Annotated in this window: 23 protein-coding genes; 8 read left to right on the forward strand and 15 right to left on the reverse strand. The window is 55.8% G+C overall.

Annotation, left to right across the window (positions count from 1 at the left end):
• Positions 1–41: 41 nt before the first annotated feature.
• The 12 genes from KP705_RS10365 to tkt all read right to left on the reverse strand — a co-directional run bounded on the left by KP705_RS10365 (position 42) and on the right by tkt (position 14443).
• The gene (locus tag KP705_RS10365) at positions 42–1469 is read right to left on the reverse strand and encodes a DUF563 domain-containing protein (protein WP_160298807.1); all 1428 of its coding nucleotides are present in this window, start codon (positions 1467–1469) and stop codon (positions 42–44) included.
• Between the two features lie 523 nt (positions 1470–1992).
• Complete coding sequence (locus tag KP705_RS10370; protein ID WP_215764417.1) at positions 1993–2520, reverse strand: type 1 glutamine amidotransferase domain-containing protein; 528 nt, start codon at positions 2518–2520, stop codon at positions 1993–1995.
• A gap of 56 nt (positions 2521–2576) precedes the next feature.
• A complete protein-coding gene (aldA, locus tag KP705_RS10375) occupies positions 2577–4019 on the reverse strand; it encodes an aldehyde dehydrogenase (RefSeq protein ID WP_046899912.1) in 1443 nt (480 codons plus the stop codon).
• A gap of 143 nt (positions 4020–4162) precedes the next feature.
• Positions 4163–5029: a LysR family transcriptional regulator gene (locus KP705_RS10380; protein ID WP_046899913.1), complete on the reverse strand. Its 867-nt coding sequence runs from the start codon at positions 5027–5029 to the stop codon at positions 4163–4165.
• Positions 5030–5104: 75 nt separating this feature from the next.
• Positions 5105–5584, reverse strand: coding sequence for a YaiI/YqxD family protein (locus tag KP705_RS10385; protein ID WP_046899914.1), 480 nt, complete (start codon positions 5582–5584; stop codon positions 5105–5107).
• Positions 5568–6146 carry a gluconokinase gene (locus KP705_RS10390; RefSeq protein ID WP_046899915.1) on the reverse strand — a complete coding sequence of 193 codons (579 nt, stop codon included), beginning with the start codon at positions 6144–6146 and terminating at the stop codon, positions 5568–5570. Before KP705_RS10390 ends, KP705_RS10385 begins: the two co-directional genes overlap by 17 nt.
• Complete coding sequence (gene rpiA, locus KP705_RS10395) at positions 6134–6826, reverse strand: ribose-5-phosphate isomerase RpiA (protein WP_064273868.1); 693 nt, start codon at positions 6824–6826, stop codon at positions 6134–6136. The genes KP705_RS10390 and rpiA overlap by 13 nt, the downstream gene beginning before the upstream one ends.
• Positions 6823–7563: a 6-phosphogluconolactonase gene (pgl, locus tag KP705_RS10400; RefSeq protein ID WP_215764418.1), complete on the reverse strand. Its 741-nt coding sequence runs from the start codon at positions 7561–7563 to the stop codon at positions 6823–6825. The genes rpiA and pgl overlap by 4 nt, the downstream gene beginning before the upstream one ends.
• A complete protein-coding gene (locus KP705_RS10405) occupies positions 7560–8420 on the reverse strand; it encodes a Cof-type HAD-IIB family hydrolase (protein ID WP_046899918.1) in 861 nt (286 codons plus the stop codon). Before KP705_RS10405 ends, pgl begins: the two co-directional genes overlap by 4 nt.
• A gap of 82 nt (positions 8421–8502) precedes the next feature.
• A complete protein-coding gene (gnd, locus tag KP705_RS10410; RefSeq protein WP_046899919.1) occupies positions 8503–9501 on the reverse strand; it encodes a phosphogluconate dehydrogenase (NAD(+)-dependent, decarboxylating) in 999 nt (332 codons plus the stop codon).
• A gap of 2 nt (positions 9502–9503) precedes the next feature.
• Complete coding sequence (locus KP705_RS10415; RefSeq protein WP_046899920.1) at positions 9504–12374, reverse strand: bifunctional transaldolase/phosoglucose isomerase; 2871 nt, start codon at positions 12372–12374, stop codon at positions 9504–9506.
• 11 nt (positions 12375–12385) lie between these two features.
• Positions 12386–14443 carry a transketolase gene (gene tkt / locus KP705_RS10420; RefSeq protein WP_215764419.1) on the reverse strand — a complete coding sequence of 686 codons (2058 nt, stop codon included), beginning with the start codon at positions 14441–14443 and terminating at the stop codon, positions 12386–12388.
• A 121-nt stretch (positions 14444–14564) separates the two neighbouring features.
• Between tkt and KP705_RS10425 the strand changes: the two genes are divergently transcribed.
• From KP705_RS10425 to KP705_RS10440, 4 genes are all read left to right on the forward strand, one after another.
• On the forward strand, positions 14565–15584 hold the full coding sequence (locus KP705_RS10425; protein ID WP_308267392.1) for an MBL fold metallo-hydrolase: 1020 nt from the start codon (positions 14565–14567) through the stop codon (positions 15582–15584).
• Positions 15585–15619: 35 nt separating this feature from the next.
• On the forward strand, positions 15620–16123 hold the full coding sequence (locus KP705_RS10430) for an ankyrin repeat domain-containing protein (protein ID WP_046899923.1): 504 nt from the start codon (positions 15620–15622) through the stop codon (positions 16121–16123).
• Entirely contained in the window at positions 16120–17190 is a 1071-nt protein-coding gene (hisC, locus tag KP705_RS10435; protein ID WP_215764420.1) for a histidinol-phosphate transaminase, read from the forward strand. Before KP705_RS10430 ends, hisC begins: the two co-directional genes overlap by 4 nt.
• A gap of 133 nt (positions 17191–17323) precedes the next feature.
• Complete coding sequence (locus tag KP705_RS10440) at positions 17324–17608, forward strand: hypothetical protein (protein ID WP_046899925.1); 285 nt, start codon at positions 17324–17326, stop codon at positions 17606–17608.
• Between the two features lie 19 nt (positions 17609–17627).
• Here KP705_RS10440 and KP705_RS10445 read toward each other — a convergent pair whose 3' ends face one another.
• Positions 17628–18419 (reverse strand): glycosyltransferase, encoded by a 792-nt coding sequence (locus KP705_RS10445; protein ID WP_215764421.1) that lies wholly within the window; start codon positions 18417–18419, stop codon positions 17628–17630.
• Positions 18420–18616: 197 nt separating this feature from the next.
• Between KP705_RS10445 and KP705_RS10450 the strand changes: the two genes are divergently transcribed.
• From KP705_RS10450 to KP705_RS10460, 3 genes are all read left to right on the forward strand, one after another.
• Positions 18617–19864, forward strand: coding sequence for an aminopeptidase (locus KP705_RS10450; RefSeq protein ID WP_099210664.1), 1248 nt, complete (start codon positions 18617–18619; stop codon positions 19862–19864).
• A complete protein-coding gene (locus tag KP705_RS10455; protein ID WP_086634407.1) occupies positions 19861–20373 on the forward strand; it encodes a hypothetical protein in 513 nt (170 codons plus the stop codon). Before KP705_RS10450 ends, KP705_RS10455 begins: the two co-directional genes overlap by 4 nt.
• A 73-nt stretch (positions 20374–20446) precedes the next feature.
• Entirely contained in the window at positions 20447–20863 is a 417-nt protein-coding gene (locus KP705_RS10460) for a hypothetical protein (protein WP_064273859.1), read from the forward strand.
• Here the strand turns inward: KP705_RS10460 and KP705_RS10465 are convergent.
• Positions 20855–21280, reverse strand: coding sequence for a flagellar export protein FliJ (locus KP705_RS10465; protein WP_215764422.1), 426 nt, complete (start codon positions 21278–21280; stop codon positions 20855–20857). The two genes, KP705_RS10460 and KP705_RS10465, sit on opposite strands and share 9 nt — an antisense overlap.
• 20 nt (positions 21281–21300) lie before the next feature.
• Positions 21301–22677, reverse strand: a complete 1377-nt coding sequence (gene fliI / locus KP705_RS10470) for a flagellar protein export ATPase FliI (RefSeq protein ID WP_052750022.1) — start codon at positions 22675–22677, stop codon at positions 21301–21303.
• 153 nt (positions 22678–22830) lie between these two features.
• On the opposite strand from fliI, the gene KP705_RS10475 reads away from it, so the two are divergent.
• Positions 22831–23571 carry a response regulator transcription factor gene (locus KP705_RS10475; protein WP_046899929.1) on the forward strand — a complete coding sequence of 247 codons (741 nt, stop codon included), beginning with the start codon at positions 22831–22833 and terminating at the stop codon, positions 23569–23571.
• The last annotated feature ends 7 nt before the right edge of the window (positions 23572–23578 follow it).

Raw genomic sequence — 23578 nt, forward strand, 5'->3', positions numbered from 1 at the left:
TTATTGCTCTTTGAAAATCAAAATCGGCAGCAATATTTTTCTTAATTCTGGTTTGCAGAGATCAAGAGAAACTGCTCCCAAGCTCGTGCATATTCTCTATTGCACTCCACAACTCCATCAGGAGTTGTGGATACAAACCTGCTTGTGACCGGATGCTTAAGTGAAAATGTTTTTTCGTTTTGACTAATCTGCATTTCAAAATTTAAAGTATCTGAAACGCTATCAAGCTGATCCATAGATAAAACATCCCCACCTAGGGTAAAAAGTTCTATCCATTGCGAATCAAAAACGTATGCGAAAATTTTATGTATTCGCGGACCAACCCCACTCCCAGCATGAATTTTTCCAAGCTGCCGGTCTATTTGAAGAAAAGAATCAAATTTTGTTTTTATTAAATAAGGTCCTTCCTTTTTTCCATAATTAATTTTTTCGTTTTCTTTCTTTAAAACGCTTTTTTCTTCATAATAGTCTATGACTAGGTTCGCAACGTCCATCGGATTATCTACTGTGAACTCTGCGGGAACGCCGACTCCTGGAGAGTTTTTAAGCAGTAGTGTCGGCGTCGAAAAATATTGAATGTTTGCGTCGTTGACTTGGTCCATTAGCCAAAAATTTGTGGAATAACTATTGCCATAGCAAAGCGCTAAACCGCGGGGAGATGAGCAAAATATACTATTGTGGAATGCGGATCCAACAAACCCGCTCGTCAATCTATCAGAACAAAAAAGACCCATTTGCTCTCTTACGGAGAGAGTTTCCGGGTAAACGATTCTAAATCCTTTATTCCTTAAAATGGAGGTTATTTCTTCTTCACCACCTATTGTTCTCATCGCACTTTTGAATTTCTCTCTCGAAAGAAAAATTGGATCAGAAATACCTAAATCAACAGCATATTTTCTACCTAATTTATTACAAAACTCTGCAAATTTTCGATGAGAAAAATGATTTTCTTCAAATGATACGCCAGGAATAAGGAGGCTGGTGACTGTCGTCGGACGATCAAAAATAATAAATTGCTCTTTTACAAGACCGATCATTTCGAAAATTTCTTTAATCCACGAAACGGAAAATAATTTTTCTATAGTATCTCCACTGTGGCAGATGATTTTTTTATTAAGATACCAATGTGGCGCGCACCAAAATCTCGGCAGTGTCTCTGTCAAAAAATGCCCAAAATGTGTTCCAATATGTCCCCCATAAAAATATGAGTTCTCCGTCGCACGCGGATATGATGATGAAGGAGAAATACTGGAACTTTGAGACTGTCCTAATGAAAAATTTGGCCAACCTCGACGAGGGCCTGCTGTTTGTACAAGACGCCCATAACTATCATAAATTCCGTAATTAGAATCATGTGGGCCAGGAATTCTTGGAATATAAAGAACATCATCATAGATTTTTATTTCGGGATCGTTTTGAAAAATTTTTAGCCCTGCACTAACAGGATGCGCCGAAATTATTTTATTCATAATTAATTCCATTATATCTTAAAGACGATTTCATCGAAGAAACACTCACGACCCAGATGAAAAATATTATGCTATTTCTCGGTTCTTCAAAAACATCTTTTGAAAAGAGACCCAAGCTGTTCAGCCATACGTTAACCTTCTGAATACTCCTGAGGAGATTAACGTGTATCTTCGTTCAGTCAGTCTTTGCGTCGCCCTCTTTAGCGTTTCCGCAAGTGCGTCGGCCGCTTGCAAGCAAAGCCCGTTTTCTCTCGAACTTCCTATTCAGCGTATGGATGAGCGGCTGCAAAATCTTGCTCACCAGACAGGGTGTTTCGTCGAGGTGGATCCAGCGCTTCTAGCTACTATGAAAGCACCAGCCGTCTCAGGTGTCCTGACACCCCGACAAGCGTTCAGCCGATCCCTGAAAGGGAGCGGCCTACGCTATCGGTTTGTGAAAGATCATTGGAAAATTACATCTCAAAGCCAGACGACCGACCATCCAATTCATGACTCGTTCGTCCAGCCTTGGTAATGCGATGTATCACCCCATCTTGAAATGCTTGATAATCGCCCTGTTGAATGCTGGCAGATCGTCAGGACACCGTGAGAACACGTAAGGGCCGTCCGTCACAACTTCTGTGTCCACCCAGCTTGCCCCTGCATTCTCAAGATCGGTCTTGATTGCAGGCCATGATGTAACGGTACGGCCTCGTAGCTCGTTTACTTCGATCAAGACCTGCGCTCCGTGACAGATCGCAGCGATCGGCTTGTTGGCCTTCACAAACTCCTTCACGAATGCCACGACATCTCGGTTCATGCGGAGGCTATCAGGTGAGGCAAGCCCTCCCGGCAGCAAAAGAGCATCAAAATCGGAGGCTTTCGCATCCGCAATGCCCAGTTCTGCTTTAATTTTGCGAGATGGATAAATGTCCTTGTTGACCGCCTGAAACTCCCCAGCTTTCAACGAGATTACAGTAACAGTCGCGCCCGCTTTTTCCAGCGCTTCTTGTGGGGATGTCAGCTCGATTTTTTCCAAGCCATCAGTGGCCAGTGCAGCAACTTTAACCATGTTTCTGGTCCTTTCATAAAAAAAGGCAGCCCGGTTTCGGGCTGCCCTTCTCAACATCAAGCGTTGAGATAAATCGTCTTGGTCTGCACATAGGCTTCCAGCCCATGCTGGCCGTCTTCCCCCCCAAGGCCACTTTCTTTGTAGCCATGGTGGAAACCTTGCGGCGCTTCACCGCCGGGACGGTTCACGTAGACCTCCCCGAACTCCAGTTCACGCGTCATACGCAGGATACGACCCAGATCCTTCGTAAAGAGATAGGCTGATAGCCCATACCGGCAGTCATTGGCCCAGGCGAGCGCCTGATCGAAATCAGCCACCTTTATAAGCGACATGACAGGGCCAAACACCTCGTTATGAACAATGTCCATATCCTGTGAGACGTCCGTCAGCAGTGTAGGGGCGTAAAAATAGCCCTTATCATAGACACCGCCCGTTAAGCGTTTCCCACCAGTTTCCAGCGTTGCGCCTTGGCGAACAGCCTTTTCGACAATTTCGTGAACCTTGTTGAGCTCGTCTTCGCTCACCTTGGGGCCCATGTCCGTTGAAGGGTCAGTTGGCAGACCAACCTTTAGAGCGCCGATCTTCTGGCGAACCTTCTGCACAAAGTCGTCGTAAACCGCTTCATGAATGTAAGTGCGTTCATTGCAGGTACAAACCTGCCCCGTGTTCATGAAGCGAGATTGCACGGCCGCTTCCGCAGCCTTCTCCAGATCAGCATCTTCCATCACCAGGAAAGGAGCCTTGCCACCAAGTTCCAGTCGAACTTCCTTCAGCGTCTCCGCTGCGGCGGCCATGATCTTTTTCCCGGCAGGCGTTGAGCCGGTCATGGTGATGAGCTTCACGTCCGGATGCGCGACCAGCGGAACTCCGACTTCCGGACCATCACCCGTGACGATATTAACGACACCTTTGGGAATGCCTGCTTCCTCAACCAGCGTTGCCAGATGAAGCGACGCAAGCGGCGTCAGTTCGTGAGGCTTTACAACGATCGTATTCCCCGCAGCGATGGCCGGCCCAATCTTGCGAGCGCAAAGAGCCAGCGGAAAGTTCCAGGCCGTAATGGCGCCAATCACACCAAGAGGCACACGATCGATCAAAATTTTCTCGTCCGGGGTGCTCCCCGGAATGATTTCCCCCTGAAGACGCAGCGTGTTTTCAGCCGAAAACCGCAGCAGCCCGATTGCGAAATCAACTTCGACTTCAGCTTCCTTTAGGGGCTTACCCATTTCGGACGTAATGATCTGGGCCAGAACCTTCTTGTCCCGCTTCACCAGATCTTTCAGCGCATGGACATAATCCGCGCGCTCCGTAGCTGTCTTTCGGCTCCAGGCCGGAAACGCCGCCTTGGCTGCTGCTACCGCCTTATCCAGATCGGCTTCACCACCCCGAGCCGCCTGGCCAACCGTTTCTTTCGTGGCAGGGTTTTCAACAGGAATCCATTCTCCTGTCTGCGGGGAAACCCATTCACCGTTAATGAAGAGATCGTATTTCTGAGCCATGAGTGCTCCTGTTTTTCAGGAAGCGCATCCTGCGCCGCTTTATTTTAGACGCATGAGGCCGCTGCCGGTTCAATCGATGACCCGACACTGGCAAGAGATATGTTTTATTAAAAGTGATGATAAATTAGTGTTTCGTTCACTATTTATGAGTCTTCAGAGATTGAACCCAGACTCTCCATGAACAACCGGGCCAACACGCTCACTCGCGGCTCCCGCCAGACCGAATAGATATCACTGCCCTGAAGATCTGTGGGGTACTGCACAGCGATGCCTGTCTTACGGACAGCCCCCAGAGTTGAGAGAACACTCTGAGGAATACACGAAATTCCCAACCCCGCCTCTACGCAGGCCATAATGACGTCATAAGACTCAACGGTATGGATAAGACCGCCGCCAAAGCCCTTCTGCTCCAGCCAAACCTCAAAATACCGGCGATACAAACAGTCTGTATTGAACAGAAAGACTGTCTGGCCTGACTGAAGTGTCTGCTGTCCTTCGGGCAAAATAAGTGCCAGACGCTCGCGAAAGGAAAACGCACTGCCCATCATGGGATGCTCGATTGGCCCATCTGTCAGAGCAAGATCAATCTCGCCATCAACCAGCATACGCTCAAGTGTATCTGTCGGCCGGATCAGGATCCTGATTTCCACACCCGGTGCCGCCGCCAGAAACTGCGGCACTCGACTGGGTAAATATTCCTTCAGTGCGACGTCCAAGGCCCCAACAGTCAGTATCCCGCGAGGCACGCCTTCAGAAAAGAGATCTGTCAGGTGCCGTGCCTCTTCCACGACGGTTTTGGCCTGTTGGTGAAACAATCGTCCTTCCGGCGTCAGAAAGAGACGGTTCTTTTCCCGCGTAAACAGCTCCCGCCCCAGAAGCTGCTCCAGTTCCCGCAAGCGCGCTGTCACGTTGGACGCCACACAGTTCAGTTTCCGTGACGCTGCCACCACCGTTCCTGTCTCGACGACAGCACAGAACATTTCCAGCTGTGCAAGACGCAACGGATTCATGGACGATTTTTCCTCAGCAGCGGACTCTTATCCCCAGATTCATGGAACATCTCCGGGGACCTCCCTGTGGATGTTTTATGAAGAACTGGGGATCACTCTGGAAAGGGCAGCTTTCCTGCGGAGTCGCACGATGAGCGTATCGAGAGCGGAAAGAAACCGGCTTCGATCCGCTTTTCCAAAGGATGGATTGTACGTATTCACCACCCCGGTTTCGCGCAGGTCATGCATCAGATCCCGCATGGCCGAGACCATTCCTACGGACCGATCATCGATTTCTTCACCGTTGGGACGCAGAACGGCCGCCCCCTTTTCCAGACACCGCACGGCCAATGGCACGTCGTTCGTGACCACGATGTCTGCTGTGACAGCCTGCTCTGCAATCCAGTCATCCGCAACGTCTGGCCCTTCCGGCACGACCACACGCTCAATCAGTGGCGACTGGGGGATATTGATCCAGCGATTGGCGACAACCAGCGTCTGGAGGCCATAACGGCCTGCCACACGGTAAATCTCGTCCTTTACAGGGCAGGCATCTGCATCAACCAACAGCCGCATGGAGTTCCTTCTGGTTTTCTTCATCACGAAATTGCTGGATCAGCTTCTCCAGCACAACATCGGGGTGATCTTCACCACAGACATGAATGACCGGCTCGTCGTCACCCGGCTCTTCAAATGTGGAAAGCTGGCTCGGCAGCAGACTTGGCGGCATGAAATGACCTTTTCGATGGGTCATACGATCAGCCAGAGTGTCGCGAGCAACACGGATATGAATAAATTCAACGGGAAGATCGCGACGTAGCTGTTCGCGATAAATGCGCTTCAAGGCGGAGCAGGTCAGGACAGCACCGTGACCCGCTTTTACTTCCCTGCTCAGCCAGTCATGGCAGAGTTCCAGCCAGGGCTTGCGGTCTTCGTCCGTCAGCGGCTGACCTGAGCTCATCTTGTCAACGTTACTTTGGGGATGGAGCGCATCCCCTTCCTGAAAATGCCACCCCAGGCGGGTGGCAAGGCCGGTGGCGATCGTTGTCTTGCCTGTCCCGGAAACACCCATCACGACCAGAAAACGCGGCCGGACACCTATGGCCTTACTGACGTGCGCAGTCTCTATGGTTCCCATCGCTCCACTCCCTGTTCTGTCGCAACCAGAACTTCAGACGCCATGTTCAGGAACATGCCGTGTTCCACCACGCCCACGATCGCGTCTATTTGGCGCGCCAGATCTTCCGGGTCCTCGATCGGGCCGAACGTGCAGTCCAGGATCATGTTGCCATTGTCACTGACGAACAGGTTCCCATCACGGTCGGTCCGGGGCTTAACGCCCTTGGCACCGCAGGCTGACAACCGTTCTGCCGTGCATTCCCAACCAAAAGGAATCACTTCCACGGGAACAGGAGCGCGCTCCCCGAGGTGATCAACTGGCTTGCTGCCATCCACAATCACCACAAATATCTTCGAAGCCTGAGCCACGATCTTTTCACGCAGCAGCGCTCCGCCAAGGCCCTTGATAAGGTGCAACGGCCCCCGCTGAACCTCATCTGCGCCATCAATGGCAATATCGAGCTGGCGATGAGCGGAAAAATCCGTCAGCGGAATACCCGCTTTTTTAGCCTTGCGGGCACTGTCTTCGGATGTCGGAATCCCGACAATGTGAAGGCCTTCTGCCACGCGCTCACCGAGCCGCTCGATCATGTAGGTGGCGGTGCTTCCCGTGCCGAGTCCAACTACCATGCCACTCTTGACCATATCGGCAGCACGACGAGCGGCAGTGCGCTTGTGCACCTCCATATCCGAGCTCATGCGGCGTCTCCCGTTGCAGCACGATCTGCAAGAATGACGATCCGGCCTTCACTGGTCACATTTGCAGACGGCAGAGTTTTGTCGCCCTCACGAAGACGCTGGAGCATTTTTACCTTGGATGCCCCGGTCACCAGAAAGACGACCAGCGCGCTGGAATGGATGGCAGGATACGTCAGCGTAATGCGCTCGTAGGGTGCGGTCTTCGGCGCTGCCGTTCCCACCCACGCCGTCTTTTCCTGAAGCACAGGCTCGCCCGGAAACAGGGAGGCCGTATGTCCATCCGTTCCCAGGCCAAGCATCACGAGATCAAACAGCGGACGAGCGGGGTCCAGCTCCGTCGCGCCGTATGCAGTCTCAAGAGTTTTCTGATAGGCGCGCGCATCCGCCTCGACCGTCCCACCCGTCGGGATCGGATGCACGTTCTCGGCAGGAACCGGAACACGGCTGATCAGAACAGACTGGCCAACCGTATGGTTGCTGTCCGCATGCCCTTCGGGAACATGGCGCTCATCCCCGTAGAAAATCTCAATGCGATCCCACGGAATACGCTTTGCCAGCTCCGGCTCGGCCAGCAGTTCGAACAGTCGCTTGGGTGTCGAACCGCCAGACAGGGCCACTCGGAACTTGCCGTCCGTCTTGGCAAAAACACCTTCCACCAGAAGATCCGCCATTCGAAGGGCTACTGCTTCTGAGCTCGGCAGTGTTTCCAGTATGGCAGTACGGATATCGGTCGTCATGTGTTTTTGACCCTTGGCAGAATGTAGCGCTCAATGGCTTTGGCCCAGCCATCACGCTCATTGGTGTCAGTAAGAACCTGGGCAGCGGCTCTCACATCGTCTTCAGCCTGTCCCATGGCAATGCCCAACCCCGCGACAGCAAACATCGGCAGGTCGTTATGGGCATCACCCAGACAGGCCACTTCATGCGGCTTTACACCGTGAGCGAGAGCCAGCTCACGGACGGCTTCGCCCTTGTTGGCGAGCGCAGGCGTAATATCGAGCAGCATTTCGGAGGAACGGCGCACACTGGCTTCACCACGAAGCATAACAGCCAGTTCCGTCTCGACACGCTGAAGCAGATCGTAGTTGTTGCTCACACCCATGACCTTACCGATCCCGTCAAACTCATGACGCAGATCCGGCACAGCATGAGGCGTCAGCCCGGTAATACGGCGCTCATGCTCGACAAACGGCGTCGCGGCGTCACTGACCATCCAGTAAGACTGACGCAACAGCCACGTTTCAATCCCATGGACATGCAGCATGTCATGCACCACGGAGAGCACATCACGCGACAGGACACGGCTCACTGTCGGTGTTCCGTCCGGTGAGAAGATAATCCCGCCGTTGAAACCCGCGTTCTGACCGCTCAAGCCGAGTTGTGAGATGTATTTTGTCATCGCAGCCGGGGGCCGCGCGCTTGCCAGACAGAGCGGAATACCGCGCTTCTGGAGCTCCTTTGCCATCGCCATCGTAGAGGGAGCGATTGTCTTTTCCGGTGTCAGGAGCGTTCCATCCATGTCGGACACAACCATCCGGATCGTCTCCGGAAGCGCTGGAAGTTCCGCGTGAATGGTATCTAGGTCAATGGACATACAAGCCCCTGTCGGTCGGCCATATTGAATGGGGGAGTGAGCATACTGTGCCCACTCCCCCTTGCCCATCCGTCAGAGGGGCTTATTTCTGCTCGACGTGACCGCCAAAGCCGAAACGCTGCGCCGAGAGAATCTTCTCGGCGAAGTTGTTGCCCGACCGCGAACGGAAACGGGTAAACAGGGCCGCCGTCATAACAGGCGCCGGCACATTTTCTTCAATGGCGGCTTCGATCGTCCAGCGACCTTCACCAGAGTCAGCAACTTCACCCGAGAACTCGGACAGTTCGCCCGACTTCGCGAGCGCTTCCGCCGTCAGATCCAGCAGCCAGGACGACACGACACTGCCGCGACGCCAGACTTCGGCAATATCCGCCATGTTCAGGTCGAAGCGTTCACCTTCGGCCAGAACGGGCGAGTTCTTGCTCTTCATGATGTCAAAACCTTCAGCGAAGGCCTGCATCATGCCGTACTCGATGCCGTTATGGATCATCTTTACAAAGTGGCCCGAACCGGACGGACCACAGTGCAGATAACCCTGCTCGGCACGCGGATCGAGATTGGTCGCATCCCGGTTCGGCGTGACGGGAACATCACCCTTTCCAGGGGCCAGAGCCGCCAGAATTGGATCGATATAATCCGCAGCCTCTTTCGGCCCGCCATACATCATGCAGTAACCACGCTCGAGGCCCCACACACCGCCGGACGTGCCAACGTCAACGTAGGAAATCCCCTTCGCTGCCAGCTCTTCCGCACGACGGACGTCATCCTTGTAGTAGCTGTTGCCACCATCAATGATGACATCTCCCTTGCCGAGAAGCGTGCCGAGCTGCTTCACGCAGGCTTCGGTAATCGCACCAGCCGGAAGCATGACCCAGACGACACGATGCGTGTCACCTTCAAGACCCTTCACAAGCGCCTCGACGCTGTCCACGCCTGTGGCGCGACCCTTTTCGGATCGCTCCACAGTCGCTGCCGTCACGGCAGCCGTGCGGTCATGCACAACAACATCATGTCCATGCCGGGTCAGACGGACGGCAATATTGCCGCCCATACGACCCAGACCAATGATACCGATCCGCATGTTTATGCTCCTGCCACCGCTTTATGGATTGCCGTGGCAAGGGTCTTCAGGCCCTCTTCCAACGGTCCATCGATATGCACCCGGAGGGCACGACGCCCACGGGCCGAGAGAACTTCAAAGTCGCCGCGTGCCTGCGCCGCCTTGACGACGCCGAAGCTGAAGCCATGTCCCGGAACCGGAACATCAGCCGCATCCTTCGCAGTAACCTGAAGGAAAACGCCACTGTCAGGGCCGCCTTTGTAAGCCTGCCCTGTTGAGTGAAGGAAGCGCGGGCCGAACTCGGCTGCCGTGGCAACTTTCAGCGCATCCCGCAATTCCATCCGAACGTCCTGCGCCCAGTCCCGTGTTTCACGGTTGCGCTCGATATAGGCCAGAAGACCGACATAATCGCCCGCACCAACACGGCTGAAGTGCTTCTTGAGAACGGAAACAGCGTCTCCTCCCCCAAGAACACCCGCATTCTTTTCATCTGCGTAGAAAGACAGCTTTCCGTCGATTGCGAACGGCTCTTCTGCTGGCAAGGAGCCAGTTTCAGCATAGGCGTTCGTCAGCTTGCGGGTTTCAACCTTGCTGAACTCGACATCCGGCTGATCAAACGGGTCAATGCCCAGAACCGCACCTGCAACAGCAGTCGCAAATTCAAAGACAAAGAAGGCCTGCCCGATCTCATTTTTGTCTGCCAGACGCACCGTAATCACCGGAGCTCCAGCTTCACGTAGTGCCCCAAGACGACTGTCCGGAACGTCGTCGCCCAGCAGGATGTCCACGAAAACGCGGTCCTTGCCATAGACGTCAGGCGTACCGAGTACTTCCTCGTCAATCGGGATCAGACCTGTGCCCTTCTTACCGGTGCTTTCCGCAATGAGCTGCTCAAGCCAGGCCCCGAAGGACGCAATGCCCTTGGACGCAAGGATCGTCACCTTGTCACGACCGAAGCACTTGGCGGAATGACCAAGGATCAGACCCAGCGTCACACCCGGGTTAACGTGTGCCGGTGCGCTTGGACCACAGCTCTCGACCATCAGATTGGTAATGGTCAAAAACTTGCGAACATCCAGGCCGCTGACTGCGGCTGGCACCAGTCCAAAGTTTGACAGGACAGAGAACCGGCCACCAATCTTCGGATCACCGTAGAAAATACGCCAGAAGCCGTTCTCTTCGGCGACCTTCTGCATGTGGGAGTCAGGGTCCGTGATGGCGATGAAGTTATCGCCCGGAGCCTTGCCCAGAGCCTGGCCGGCAACCGTCCAGAAATGCGCGAACAGAATGTTCGGCTCCAGAGTGCCGCCAGACTTGCTGGCCACAATGAACAGGGTCTTCTTGAGATCAACGGCCTTCTCATAAGCCCGAACCTGCTGCGGATCGGTGCTGTCGAGAACATGTAGCTTCGGCCAACCTTCCTGCTGACCGAAGGTTTCGGCCAGAACCTCTGGGCCAAGGCTCGAACCGCCCATACCCAGAAGAAGGATGTCAGAGAAACCACGACTGCGGACATCACGAGCCAGAAGTTCCAGCTCTTCAATGTGCCACAGACGATCCTGAACGATGGTCAGCCAGTTCAGCCAACCGGCTTCGGCACCATTCGTCCAGACAGAGGCGTCCTTCGCCCAAATGCGACGGACCAGACCTTCCTTGCTCCACGCCGTCTCGGATTCAGCAACATCGTCGCGGATATCCGAGGGAAGGTCAGCTGTGACGTGGAGCAACCGTTTTCCCAGCACAGACTCCCGCTTTTCAGCGACCGCACCGAGAAGAGTGTCGAAGGACTCAGAGAAGGAGGCACAGCCATCCTTAACCAGCTTCGCCGTGACACCAGCCAGATCCAGACCAAGACGCTCGGCCTCAGCAAGAACGTGACGGGCTTCTTCAATGTTTTCCGTCAGGCTCTCACGGAGCTTGCCGTGATCGCGGAACGCATCGAACGTTGCTGGCGGAATGGTGTTGACCGTCTCAGGACCAATCAGCTCTTCGACGTACAGGACGTCAGAGTAAGCCTTGTCCTTCGTGCCGGTGCTGGCCCAGAGCAGACGCTGCGGGTTTGCACCCTTGGCAGCAAGTGCCTGCCAGCGCGGGCTCTTCTTCACGTCCAGATAATACTGGTAAGCGACCTTGGCGTTTGCGATGGCAACCTTGCCGCGCAGAGCCTTGAGCGCTTCCGCATCCTTGTCGCCAGCGGCGACACGGCGGTCGATTTCACCGTCGATCTTGGCATCAATACGGCTGACGAAGAAGGAAGCAACGCTGGAGATGTGGGAAATGTCTTCCCCACGGGCTGCGCGGGCTTCAAGACCGGAAATGTAAGCTTCCAGAACGGCCTTGTAGGCATCCAGAGAGAACAGCAGCGTCACATTGATGTTGATGCCGTCTGCAATCGCTTCGCGGATCGCACCCGTGCCTTCTTCCGTACCCGGAATCTTGACCATCAGGTTCTTGCGACCAACAGCCTTCCACAGGCGACGGGCCTCCGTGATGGTGCCATGCGCGTCAAAGGCCAGATACGGAGAGACTTCCAGGCTGACGTAACCGTCCAGACCCTTTGTTTTTTCGAACACCGGATACAGAACACCGCAGGCAGCGCGGATGTCATCAATCGCGAGGTGCTCGTAAAGGTCTCCCGCAGAGAGACCTTCCCCTTCGAGAAGCTTGCGGATCTGGGGATCGTATTCCGTCCCCTTACCGATAGCCTTCTCGAAAATGGCCGGGTTGGAGGTCACCCCGCGAAGCCCGTCTTCCTCGACGAGCTTCTTGAGGCTGCCATCTTCCGTAAAACTGCGCTGGATAAAGTCCAGCCAGGGGGACTGGCCGTGCTTTTCCAGATCCCGCAGGACACTGCCCACTTTGTCTAGGCCGGTGTTAGAGATTGTGTCCGCCACAGGTTCTCTCCTTACTTGCTACGGGCAGCCTGACGCTTCGCGGCGCCATAAACTGCTTCCGGCGTAAAACCGAACTTGGTCAGAAGTGCAGAGGCAGGAGCCGATGCACCAAACGAATTCATGGCAATGATCGAGCCGCCAAGACCGACATAACGGTCCCAACCGAAGGCCGCAGCCTGCTCGACAGCCACGCGGCCGATCACGTCAGGCGGCAGAACGGAATCGCGGTATTCCTGGCTCTGCTCTTCAAACAGATCGAAACTCGGGATCGACACCACGCGGGCCTTCACACCTTCTGCCGTAAGCTTTTCATAAGCTTCGACAACCAGCGATACTTCAGAACCCGAAGCCATCAGAATCACATCCGGCTTACCTTCACAGGAGGCCAGAACGTACGCGCCCTTGGCCAGACCGGAAGCCGCTGCATACTTCGTACGGTCAATGGTTGGCAGATTCTGGCGGCTTAGAGCCAGAACAGCAGGCTTATGCGTCATCGGGATCAGCGTGCGCCATGCCTCTGCCACTTCGTTGGCGTCGGATGGGCGGATCGTCATGATGCCAGGGGTCGCGCGAAGTTGAGCAAGCTGCTCGATCGGCTGATGGGTCGGGCCATCTTCACCAACGCCAATGGAGTCATGCGTGAAGATATACGTGACCGGCAGTTCCATGATGGCCGACAGACGGATCGGAGCCTTCATGTAATCAGAGAAGATCAAGAAGCCAGAGCCATAGGCGCGGATGCCGGACAGCGCGATACCATTACAGATCGAGCCCATCGCGTGTTCACGCACACCGAAGTGCAGGTTGCGGCCACCATAGGTGCCACCCCACTGCGGCGGCTGGAACGATCCACCACCCTTGATATCCGTCTTCGTGGACGGCGTCAGGTCAGCGGAGCCACCGATCATCCAGGGCAGGTTCTTGGCAACAGCATTCAGGACCTGACCAGAGCTTGCGCGGGATGCAATGCCCTTGGCATCAGCTTCGAAGACCGGAATGTCCTTGTCCCAGCCTTCTGGCAGACGGTGCTCAAAGATTGCTTCAAGCTCTGCAGCTTCCTTCGGATGTGCTTCCTTGTAAGCGGAGAACAGTTCGCGCCACTGAGCACTGGCCGCTGCACCGCGCTTGCCGAGACCTTCGGCGAAATGCTCCTGGACACCATCCGGAACATAGAAATCACCGGCATTTTCCGGCCAGCCATAAGCTGCCTTCGCGCCCTTGATTTCATCTTTGCCCAGCGGTTCACCATGAGCGGATGCCGTGCCGGCCTTCTTCGGCGCACCGTAACCAATGACCGTCTTCAGAACGATCATGCTCGGGCGGTCCGTGACCTTCTTGGCTTCCTGAAGGGCCTTCAGGATTGCCTGAACGTCGTTACCGTCCGTCAGTGTCTGAACGTGCCACTTATAGGCCTCGAAACGCTTGCCAACATCTTCGGTCAGGGCAAGGTCGGTCGAGCCTTCAATGGAGATCTGATTGGAATCGTAAACCCAGGTCAGGTTGCCGAGGCCCAGATGACCGGCCGTTGAAGCCGCTTCCGAAGCCACACCTTCCATCATGTCGCCATCACCACAGAAAACCGTGACGTGATAGTCGAACAGCTTGAAGCCAGGGCGGTTGTACGTTTCAGCCAGCCACTTTTCAGCAATGGCCATACCCACGGAGTTGCCACAGCCCTGACCCAGCGGGCCGGTCGTTGTTTCAACGCCTGAGGTGAAACGATATTCCGGGTGGCCCGGCGTCCGGGAGCTCAGCTGGCGGAACTGCTTCAGGTCCTCGACAGTGAGAGCTGGCTGGTCCACGACCTTTCCATCCTGGATGTCTCGAACACCTGTCAGGAACAGCGTCGAGTACAGGAGCATGGAGGCGTGTCCGACGGACAGGACGAACCGGTCACGGGCTGGCCATAGCGGATCGGCAGGATCGTAGTTCAGATCATGCTGCCAAAGCGCATACATGGCCGGGGCGAGAGCCATTGCGGTTCCGGGATGCCCGGAATTCGCACGCTCGACGGCGTCCATGGAAAGGGTGCGGATGGTATTGATACCGAGTTCAGGAAGCGTACTCATCGGTATGGGGTCTCCGGCTTGTGACGAGCGGGGGAAAGGTCAATGATGCCCCCGCACCTTCTGCAGCCACGGCATGACGCGATATCACGTCTGACGCAATGCTTGATGGGTAAACCATATTGTGAAACACGGTCTTGTGCTTGACGACAACCCGCCTCACTTCGATGGAACACGTTATTTCAACCCACTTTCGTGGCGCCCGGATAACGCTGTTTCAGGACGACCCCCTGCCCAGCGCTTCCGCAATATCCTGAAGTGGCAGCTCAGCCTGCGTCCCCGCTGGCCTGATGCCTTGCCCCCTCAGAAACCCCACACCCTGACTGCTCCCGCGCCCGGTGAATGTCTCGCAACGTTCATCGGCCATGCCACCGTTCTGCTCCAGTTCGGCCGACAGGGACGTGAACCATTACGCATCATCACGGACCCGGTGTTTTCAGAACGCTGCTCCCCGTTCCGGAGTTTCGGCCCCAGACGCGTCCGGCCACCCGGCATCTGTTTTGAAGACCTGCCGCCAATCGATCTCATTCTGGTTTCACATTGCCATTACGACCATATGGATCTCCCAACCCTGCGCATTCTGGCGCGCAAAGGTGATCCGCTGTGCATTACGTTGCCGGGAAACCGTAGCCATCTGGAAAAAGCTGGCTTGCCCCGCATTGTCGAACTTGACTGGTGGAACAGCACGCAGGCGGAAGGCGCGCGCATTTCTGCAGCGCCCGCCCTGCATGGAAGTGCCCGTACTCCATTCGATCAGAACAAGGCCCTCTGGGGCGGCTTCATGATCGAAACGCAGGACAAAACCGTGTTCTTTGCCGGGGACACAGCGTGGGGCCGTCACTTTGATGCGATCCACAATCGCTGGAACACGATTGACCTCGCAATCCTGCCAATCGGTGCCTACGAGCCACGCAATTTCATGCGTCGTGTTCACATGAATCCGGAAGAGGCGGTCATGGCCTTTGATACGCTCAAGCCCACCCAGGCGATGGCCATTCACTTCGGGACATTCCAGTTGACTGATGAAGCTATTCTGGAGCCTGCGGCACGCCTCAATCTGGCCTTTCAGGACCGTGCCCGTCCCTTTAAAGCTCTGGAAAACGGGGAAACCCTGGCTCTTTCGCCCCCTCCCGCAAGCCGCTAACCTAACGGCACTATGTCCCCCTTGTGGAAACCGTCATGAACGCACAGACCGTCAATTTCACGCCTGAACAGATCACTGCCCTGTTCATTGACGCCGCCCGTGAGGGTGACACGGACCTCCTGACCCAGTTTCTGGACGCAGGAATGGTCATCGATACACCTGACAGTCGCGGCTACACGGCCCTCATTGTCTCGACCTACAACGGACATCTGGACGCCGCGCGGCTACTCCTCGCACGCGGAGCCAATACGGAATCCGTTGATCTGAAGGGGGCCACAGCCCTGTCCGGCGTCGCCTTCAAAGGCATGACGGATATTGCACAGGTTTTGATCGACAATGGGGCTCAGGTGGATCACGCAAATTTCTCAGGCCGGACACCTCTGATGTTCGCCATCATGTTTGGCCGTACGGACATGGCACGGCTTCTTCTGTCTGCGGGCGCCAATCCGGATCATCGGGACGGCGACGGCGTTTCTGCCCGTGACCTCGCAGAGCGACAGGGTGTGACTGGCTTTTTCGATCAGGAAACAGGCGCATGAGCCGCTTCTGGAACAAACGCGTCCACGCTCTGGACCCTTACGTCCCTGGCGAACAACCTAAACTAACCAACCTGCTGAAGCTCAATACGAACGAGTCTCCGTATGGTCCGAGCCCGCGGGTGCTAGAGGCTATTCGAGAGACTGCAACGGACGACCTTCGCCTTTACCCGGACCCAACTGCAACGGTCCTGTGTGAAACCATCGCAAAGCGCTTCGGTGTCACAACAGACCGGGTTTTCGTGGGAAATGGCTCCGATGAAGTCTTGGCCCACGCGTTCCGTGCCCTCTTTCACGATGACGCACCGCTCTACTTCTCGGACGTCACTTACGGCTTCTATCCGGTCTATTGCAGCCTGTTTGAACAGCCCTTCAAGCAGTTCCCGCTCAACGACGACTACGAGATCGACATCAATGCTTATGATGGCCCCTGCGGTGGCGTTGTCGTCGCTAACCCCAACGCCAACACGGGTTTGGCCCTCTCGCTTGAACAGATCGAGACGCTCGCTCTTCGTCATCCGGACCGGACGGTCATCATTGACGAAGCATACGTGGATTTCGGTGCCGACTCGGCCATCGAACTGACGAAGCGTCATGAAAACCTTCTGGTCGTTCAGACACTGTCAAAATCCTATGCTCTGGCGGGGCTGCGCGTCGGTTTCGCAATCGGCTCGCCGGAGCTGATTGAAGGACTGATCCGCGTCAAGGACAGCTTCAACTCCTATCCGCTTTCACGCCCGGCGCAGGCAGGGGCCATCGCTGCCATCAAGGATACGGACTGGCTGGAAGAGATTACAGCCCGAGTGATTGCCAGCCGGAAAACACTTGTCCCTGAACTGGAAAATCTCGGCTTCCAAGTCCTTCCATCCTGTGCCAACTTCATTCTCATGCGCCACCCGGCGCATCCGGCCGGATCGATTGCCAGCGCCCTGCGCGAGCGTTCGATCCTGGTGCGGCATCTTTCAACCCCGCGTATCCAGAACTGGCTACGCGTCACGATCGGAACTGACGAGGCCTGCACACGCCTGATTGACGCCCTGCGGGCCATCATTCTCACAAACCGATCCTGAACCACAGTTGGGCGGACTGATCCGCCCTCACGATCATGACCTTTCAGAGGCTGCCCGGTGTGCATTCGCGCACCGTTCCGCATTCAGTGATGATGCGGAGGCCTCTGGCGTTTCGTGCTGAAAGACCAAGACCATGCGCGCATTCCACGGACAGATGTCCGACAATCAGCCTATCCGCCGTAACCAGGCAGAGAAGGAAAAGCAGCTTCGGGACCTCAAGGAAACACTTGCTTCCATGAAGTCTCACACATCCCCTGCTCTGAAAGAGAGCGTCCAGCGCCGTATCAAGGAACTGGAAACCGAACTCCGTGCCGCAGCCCGTGACAAGGCTACCCGCGCCGCCAACCCGAGCGCCCAACCGCAGGATCAGCAGCGTCAGCGCCGCGCGCCGCGCCGGAACACCATTCGCTCCATGTGAAATTACGAACCGGGCAGCCTTACAGGCCAGCCCGGTTCCATGCCTCTCCCATGCACTGCAGACGAACGGGATGCATGCCGTCCGTTTCCGTCAGAACATAAAATGCTGAGTACTTTCCGGTAGGTTTGCCGGGCCGGCTTTTCAGCCAGTTGAAAACACTTCGATCTGCCGTCATCCCGCCCTGATCCTGCGGAAGCGGCTGATTCCAGAGATCCAGAACCTCTGGAATTCTCGTCCGATCAATCATCAGACAATTCGGGTCTACAAACCCTCCAAAGGACTCGCGGAAGAGCCCCCCGCCCGGGCCCACAGATTCCCACTGATCTTCACAAACTGGCCTTAACGTTTTGGGATGTACAAACCATCGACCTGACCAGGCCCAGTCCTTTCCCTCAATCGCTTGAACAAGCGATGACAGATGATCCGGTGCCCACCAGTTGTCATCATCCAGATAAGCTACCCGAGGCGCATTGGAGAACTGGCTCAGGACACTCCGCAGCACGCCTCCATCACGTGCGCGGCCAAACCCTCCATGCCGCACAGACGTGGAATATCCTGGCCATAGCACGTCCACTGACCAGCCCTCCGGACGCGCCTGACAGGCACTCTCCAGCATCTCCCGCGCACCATCTGGTGGCGTAGTATCCGCACCGATCATGACCTGCACGCGCAGGTCACCACTCTGGGCGAAGATCGACCGCAAAGCGTGAAATAATGAGGGCCTCAGCAGGCTGGGCATGACAACAGCGACATCAAACGGCTGCTGGTCCGGCTGACCATCGTCAGCGAAAATATGAAGTCCAGGACGCATCCTGCAAGACTACGGCGTGCCGCACTCTCCGTCCATGCTGGTCAATCTGGCACTTAATCACGTCCCAGCTCCAAGCCTCACACCAACCGCATTAAAACGGCGGCCCAACCACTTCAGACTGCACAGGGCATGCTCTTGCACTTCGGTCGTGCAGCCCCCACGATGAAAAACAGAATTCCACTGCGAAAGAGCAAGATGTGTCCGCTACTTCCCAATTTTCGCACGAGCAGCTTCTTGACCGCCTTGGCGAAGTCGCAGTTCGCGTCGGACTGAACATCAAGCCGGGGCAGCAGCTCCTCATTACGGCACCGCTGGATGCCGTTCCGCTGGTCCGGCGCGTTACCGAACACGCCTACAAGGCTGGAGCATCTCTCGTCACGACGCTGTACGCCGATGATGAGACGACACTCGCCCGTTATGTCCATGCCTCTGACGCCGCCTTCGATACAGCCCCGACCTGGCTTGCTGACGGTATTGCCCGCGCCTTCCGTGAGGGGGCAGCGCGCATGGCCATTACTGGTGCCAACCCAACCCTTCTTGCAGGCCAGGATCCAGAGCGGATTTCACGCGCAAACCGCGCCAACTCAGCAGCCAACCGCCCGGCGATGGAAATCATTACCCAGTTCGCAGTGAACTGGAACATCATCGCCTGCGCCACCCCGGCATGGGCCGCACAGGTCTTCCCCGATCTGGCTCCAGAAGATGCACTGACGGCGCTGTGGAACGGCATCTTCAAAGCTTCGCGCGTGGATGTCCCAGATCCGGTAGCAGACTGGAAGGCCCACAACGCCCGCCTGCATGCCCGTGCCAAATTCATGAACGACACACGCTTTGACGCCCTGCACTTCACCGGCCCCGGTACTGATCTTACGGTTGGCCTTGCGGATGGCCATGCCTGGGCTGGCGGATCGGAAGAGGCACTGAACGGCATTGTCTGCAATCCGAACATCCCAACCGAAGAAATCTTCACAACACCCCACCGCTCCCGCGTGAACGGCACCGTTTGCAGTACCAAGCCACTATTCCATCAGGGCACACTGATCGACGATATTTCCGTCCGTTTTGAAGATGGCCGCATTGTCGAAGCACACGCGAGCAAGGGTGAAAACGTTCTCCATCGTATTCTGGACACTGATGAAGGCGCACGCCGGATTGGCGAGGTGGCTCTTGTGCCCCACTCGTCGCCAATTTCCGCAAGCGAAATCCTCTATCGGAACACCTTGTTCGATGAGAATGCATCCAGCCACATTGCGCTGGGCCAAGCCTACACCAAGTGCATGGTCGACATTGAAGGTCTGACGCCGGAACAGCTTCTGGAGCGTGGCGTTAATGACTCCCTGATCCATATCGACTGGATGATTGGCTCGGATAAAATCGATCTCGATGGGATCAAAAACGGCAGCCGCACGCCTCTGATGCGTTCCGGCGAATGGGTAAACGCATGACTTTGAACATCAAAACGCTCACAGCGCTCGCTCTCTTCGCCAGCGCGGCTCTTCCTTGTTCTGCACACGCACAGGGCTACCCAAGCCAGACACAGGTTGACGGGCAACAAGCCCAGCAGCCTGCGCAGGTTCCCCCGCAGTTCAAGGCCGACACAGAGCGCGCTATGCGCTACGCCCTGCCCGCAGACTTTATGCCGCGCGCTACGAGCACGATTGGTGAGCTCCAGGCCCGCAATATCCAGCCACCCAACTCTCAGGGGCTTGGCTTGCAGGCGATGATCAGCCAGGCAGGTCAGGTTCCCGGTTTTGCCGCTGTGCTCTCATCGCATGGCTTTACGCCGGAAAGCTTCATCACGGGCATGACGACCTTTGGCATGACACTTGCCGTAAGCAACGGACAGGTTCCAGCAGGCATGCCGTCTCCCAACCCGAACAACGTTGCGCTGTTCAAAGCCCATCCGGATCAGGTCAACGCCCTGATGCAGGCCATGGGCAACCCTCCCCACTAATTTTTACGAGCGTGCCCTGACTTTGTGCAGGGCGCGCCTTCTTTTCCCACCTTCTCACTGATAAAAAGCCGACATGTCTGTCGCGCTTGATCCTTCCACACTCCCTGCCGTCAACATTCTGGGGCTTGCCCAGTCTGGGGCTATTCTCCGTGCTGAACGGGAAACACCGCCCGATGGTGTTCCTGCGTTCATTACAAGAGAAGGATGGGATGAGCTTATTGCCGCTCACGCCTCAGAACATGATACGCCGCACACCATCGTGCTTCCGGCTCTCGAAAAAGCCGTAACGCGACTCTTGGCCCATGCCGCTCAGGCGGCGTCGGAAGAAGGCGGGACTGCTCCCGTCGTCAGCCTTGAAAGCGATCTTTTCCCGAGCGACAGGACTTTGATTCTCGCCTTCGTCCGTGATGAAACGCACCCTGTTGCCTGCACACTTATCGGAACGGCACACCAACTCGCAGGCGTTCTACGCTCAGCAACGTCAGTATAAGGCCCTCTGACGCAGAGCCAGTTCATCCTGAGCGGCTTGCTCCTTACGGAGAGCGAGATAATTCATCTCAAGCCGCTGCTTATCCTGCAGTTTCTCAACAGCTTTTAGAGCTGCCTGAGCCATTAGTAGAGCCGAACGAAGACAATCCCGATCAAGTGCCGCCTCCCGGCAAAGCTCCTGCGCGTCAGAGATCGCACGCTGGCCAACGGGCAACCAGCGGCTGAATGCTTCTACTGCATCGTCATCAGCCTGCGGATCTGACGCCAGCTTTTGCTCCTGAATCAGGAGCAAATGAGCCTTGCTCAACACTGCTTCAGCAGCAGTCTCGCGCGCTACTGCTTCGCCAAACGCCTTCTCAACAGCCTCCAGTTCATGGCGCCGAAGGCGCTTGAGCGTATCCAAGGGCATCTGCTTCATTTTACCTGCTCCCATTGTGTTCAGGCCTCGGCATTCACAATGCTGGAGAGCTGTTCAAACGCTTCCGCACAGTTAGACCGTTCGCTTTTGCCTTGAGAAAGAAACTCTTCAAGCCTGGGCATAAGCCGCACAGCCTCATCGACGTCCGGCTCCGTTCCCGCCTTGTACGCCCCCAGACGAATCATATCGGCCATCCGTTCATAGGTTGCCATGGTCGCCCGCGCCTGCTTCGTGAGCCTGTTTTCCTCAGCTGAATTACATCCCGGTACGGCACGTGACAGAGACCGAAGAACGTCAATCGCGGGGTAGCGCCCCTGCTCACCAATCCGCCGATCCAGCACAATATGTCCGTCGAGAATTCCACGAACGGCGTCTGCAACCGGCTCGTTATGATCGTCACCCTCCACAAGCACAGTGAACAGGGCGGTAATCATGCCTTCTCCTGGATAACCAGGCCCGGCGCGTTCCAGCAATCGCGGCAGTTCAGCAAAAACAGATGGAGGATAGCCACGCGTGGCGGGAGGTTCGCCAGCTGACAGACCGATTTCACGCAGGGCCATGCAATAACGGGTCACACTATCCATCAGCAAAAGTACGGATTTACCTTGATCACGGAAGTGCTCTGCAATCGCCATACCCGCGACGGCAGCATCCCGCCGCATCAACGGAGGTGCATCTGATGTGGCAATGACCACCACACTCCGCGCCAGCCCCTCAGCCCCCAGATCATCTTCAATGAACTCACGAACTTCACGGCCGCGCTCACCGACCAGTGCAATGACCGCCACATCGCAGTGTGCACCGCGCGCCAGCATGGACAGCAGAGTGGATTTTCCGACCCCAGACCCGGCAAACAATCCCAGCCTCTGACCACGCCGACAGGTTGTAAACGCATCGAGCGCCCGCACTCCCAAATCTATGCGCTCTCCAAGCCGTGCCCGCGTTGCAGCATTTGGAGGTGCGGCACTGACAGGCTGTTGCTGGAAAGCCGGCGCTAACGGCCCCTTCCCATCGATGGGTATCCCGAGGGGGTTCACGACTCTTCCAAGCCAGCTCTCATTCACACCCAGACCGGCAGACTGACGCCCACTCAAAGAAATACGCGCCTCACACCCAGGCCCAATCCCTTCAAGGCTACCAAACGCCATGACCCGGGCGTGTGCATTATGAAACCCTACAACCTCAGACTGTATCGATACCCCAGAACGTGCCTTCACGTTAATTCTGTCACCGATAGAAACGAGTCCCTCAAGGCCGTGAATGGTCATGCACAGCCCCGTTACATCCCGAACAACTCCGGTTGCACCGTCAACGTGCATGGATGAGAGCTTTTCGAGAAGGCTCTTCAACCCGCCTTTTCCCTGGATTTGCTGAGGATTTCCGAGGTGTGATGTCATCAAACAACCATAAGGAGCGCAACCTTAACAAACCCTGAACACGCACCCTTTAATGAAGCAATGATAAAAATTTTACGCTTTTTGATTTGTATCTATCGACAAACACAACCTTGGGTAGTAACCATTGCTTCACCAATCCGGGAGTTGAGAAACATGCGTATCCTTCTTGTCGATAGCGATCTTCAGGCCGCAGCCCATCTGTCTCAGACCCTTCGTACGGCTGCCTTTACCGTCGATCATACGTCCTCTGGCGAGGAAGCAATCGAGATGCTCCGGCATTACGATTATGATCTGATGGTGCTGGAACTGATGCTGAACGATATCGAAGGTTACGATGTCATCCGCCGTGTCCGCGCAGCCCGGATTACAACGCCTGTTCTCGTTCTCTCTGCCCTGCTCCGCCCCCAGGCCAAAATCCGGGCCTTCTCAATGGGTGCCGATGATTACATGACAAAGCCTTATGACTCAGGCGAGCTTGTTGCCCGCCTTCAGGCCGTCATGCGCCGCTCTCGCGGATTTTCCGAGCCTTGCCTGCGCATTGGCAATCTGGAACTGGATCTGAACGGGAAAAACGTCACTGTTGAGGGCAATCCCTTACACCTGACGGGCAAGGAATACGCCATTTTGGAGCTTCTGGTTATTCGGAAAGGCTCTGTCCTGACCAAGGATGCTTTCCTGAATCATCTTTATGGCGGCATTGATGAGCCTGAGATGAAGATCATTGATGTCTTCATCTGCAAACTCCGTCGTAAGCTTCAGAAAGCAGGGGCCAGCAACCTCATCTCTACAGTCTGGGGACGTGGCTACATTCTGCGCGAAGAAACAGCGGCCGAGCCCCTGCCTGCCTCTGTCAGCTCAATGACCAGAGCCGCATCTGAACTGACCGTCGCCTAAAACAGGC

Source organism: Gluconobacter sp. P1D12_c (genome assembly GCF_018812105.1).
Classification (GTDB): Bacteria; Pseudomonadota; Alphaproteobacteria; order Acetobacterales; family Acetobacteraceae; genus Gluconobacter; species Gluconobacter oxydans_A.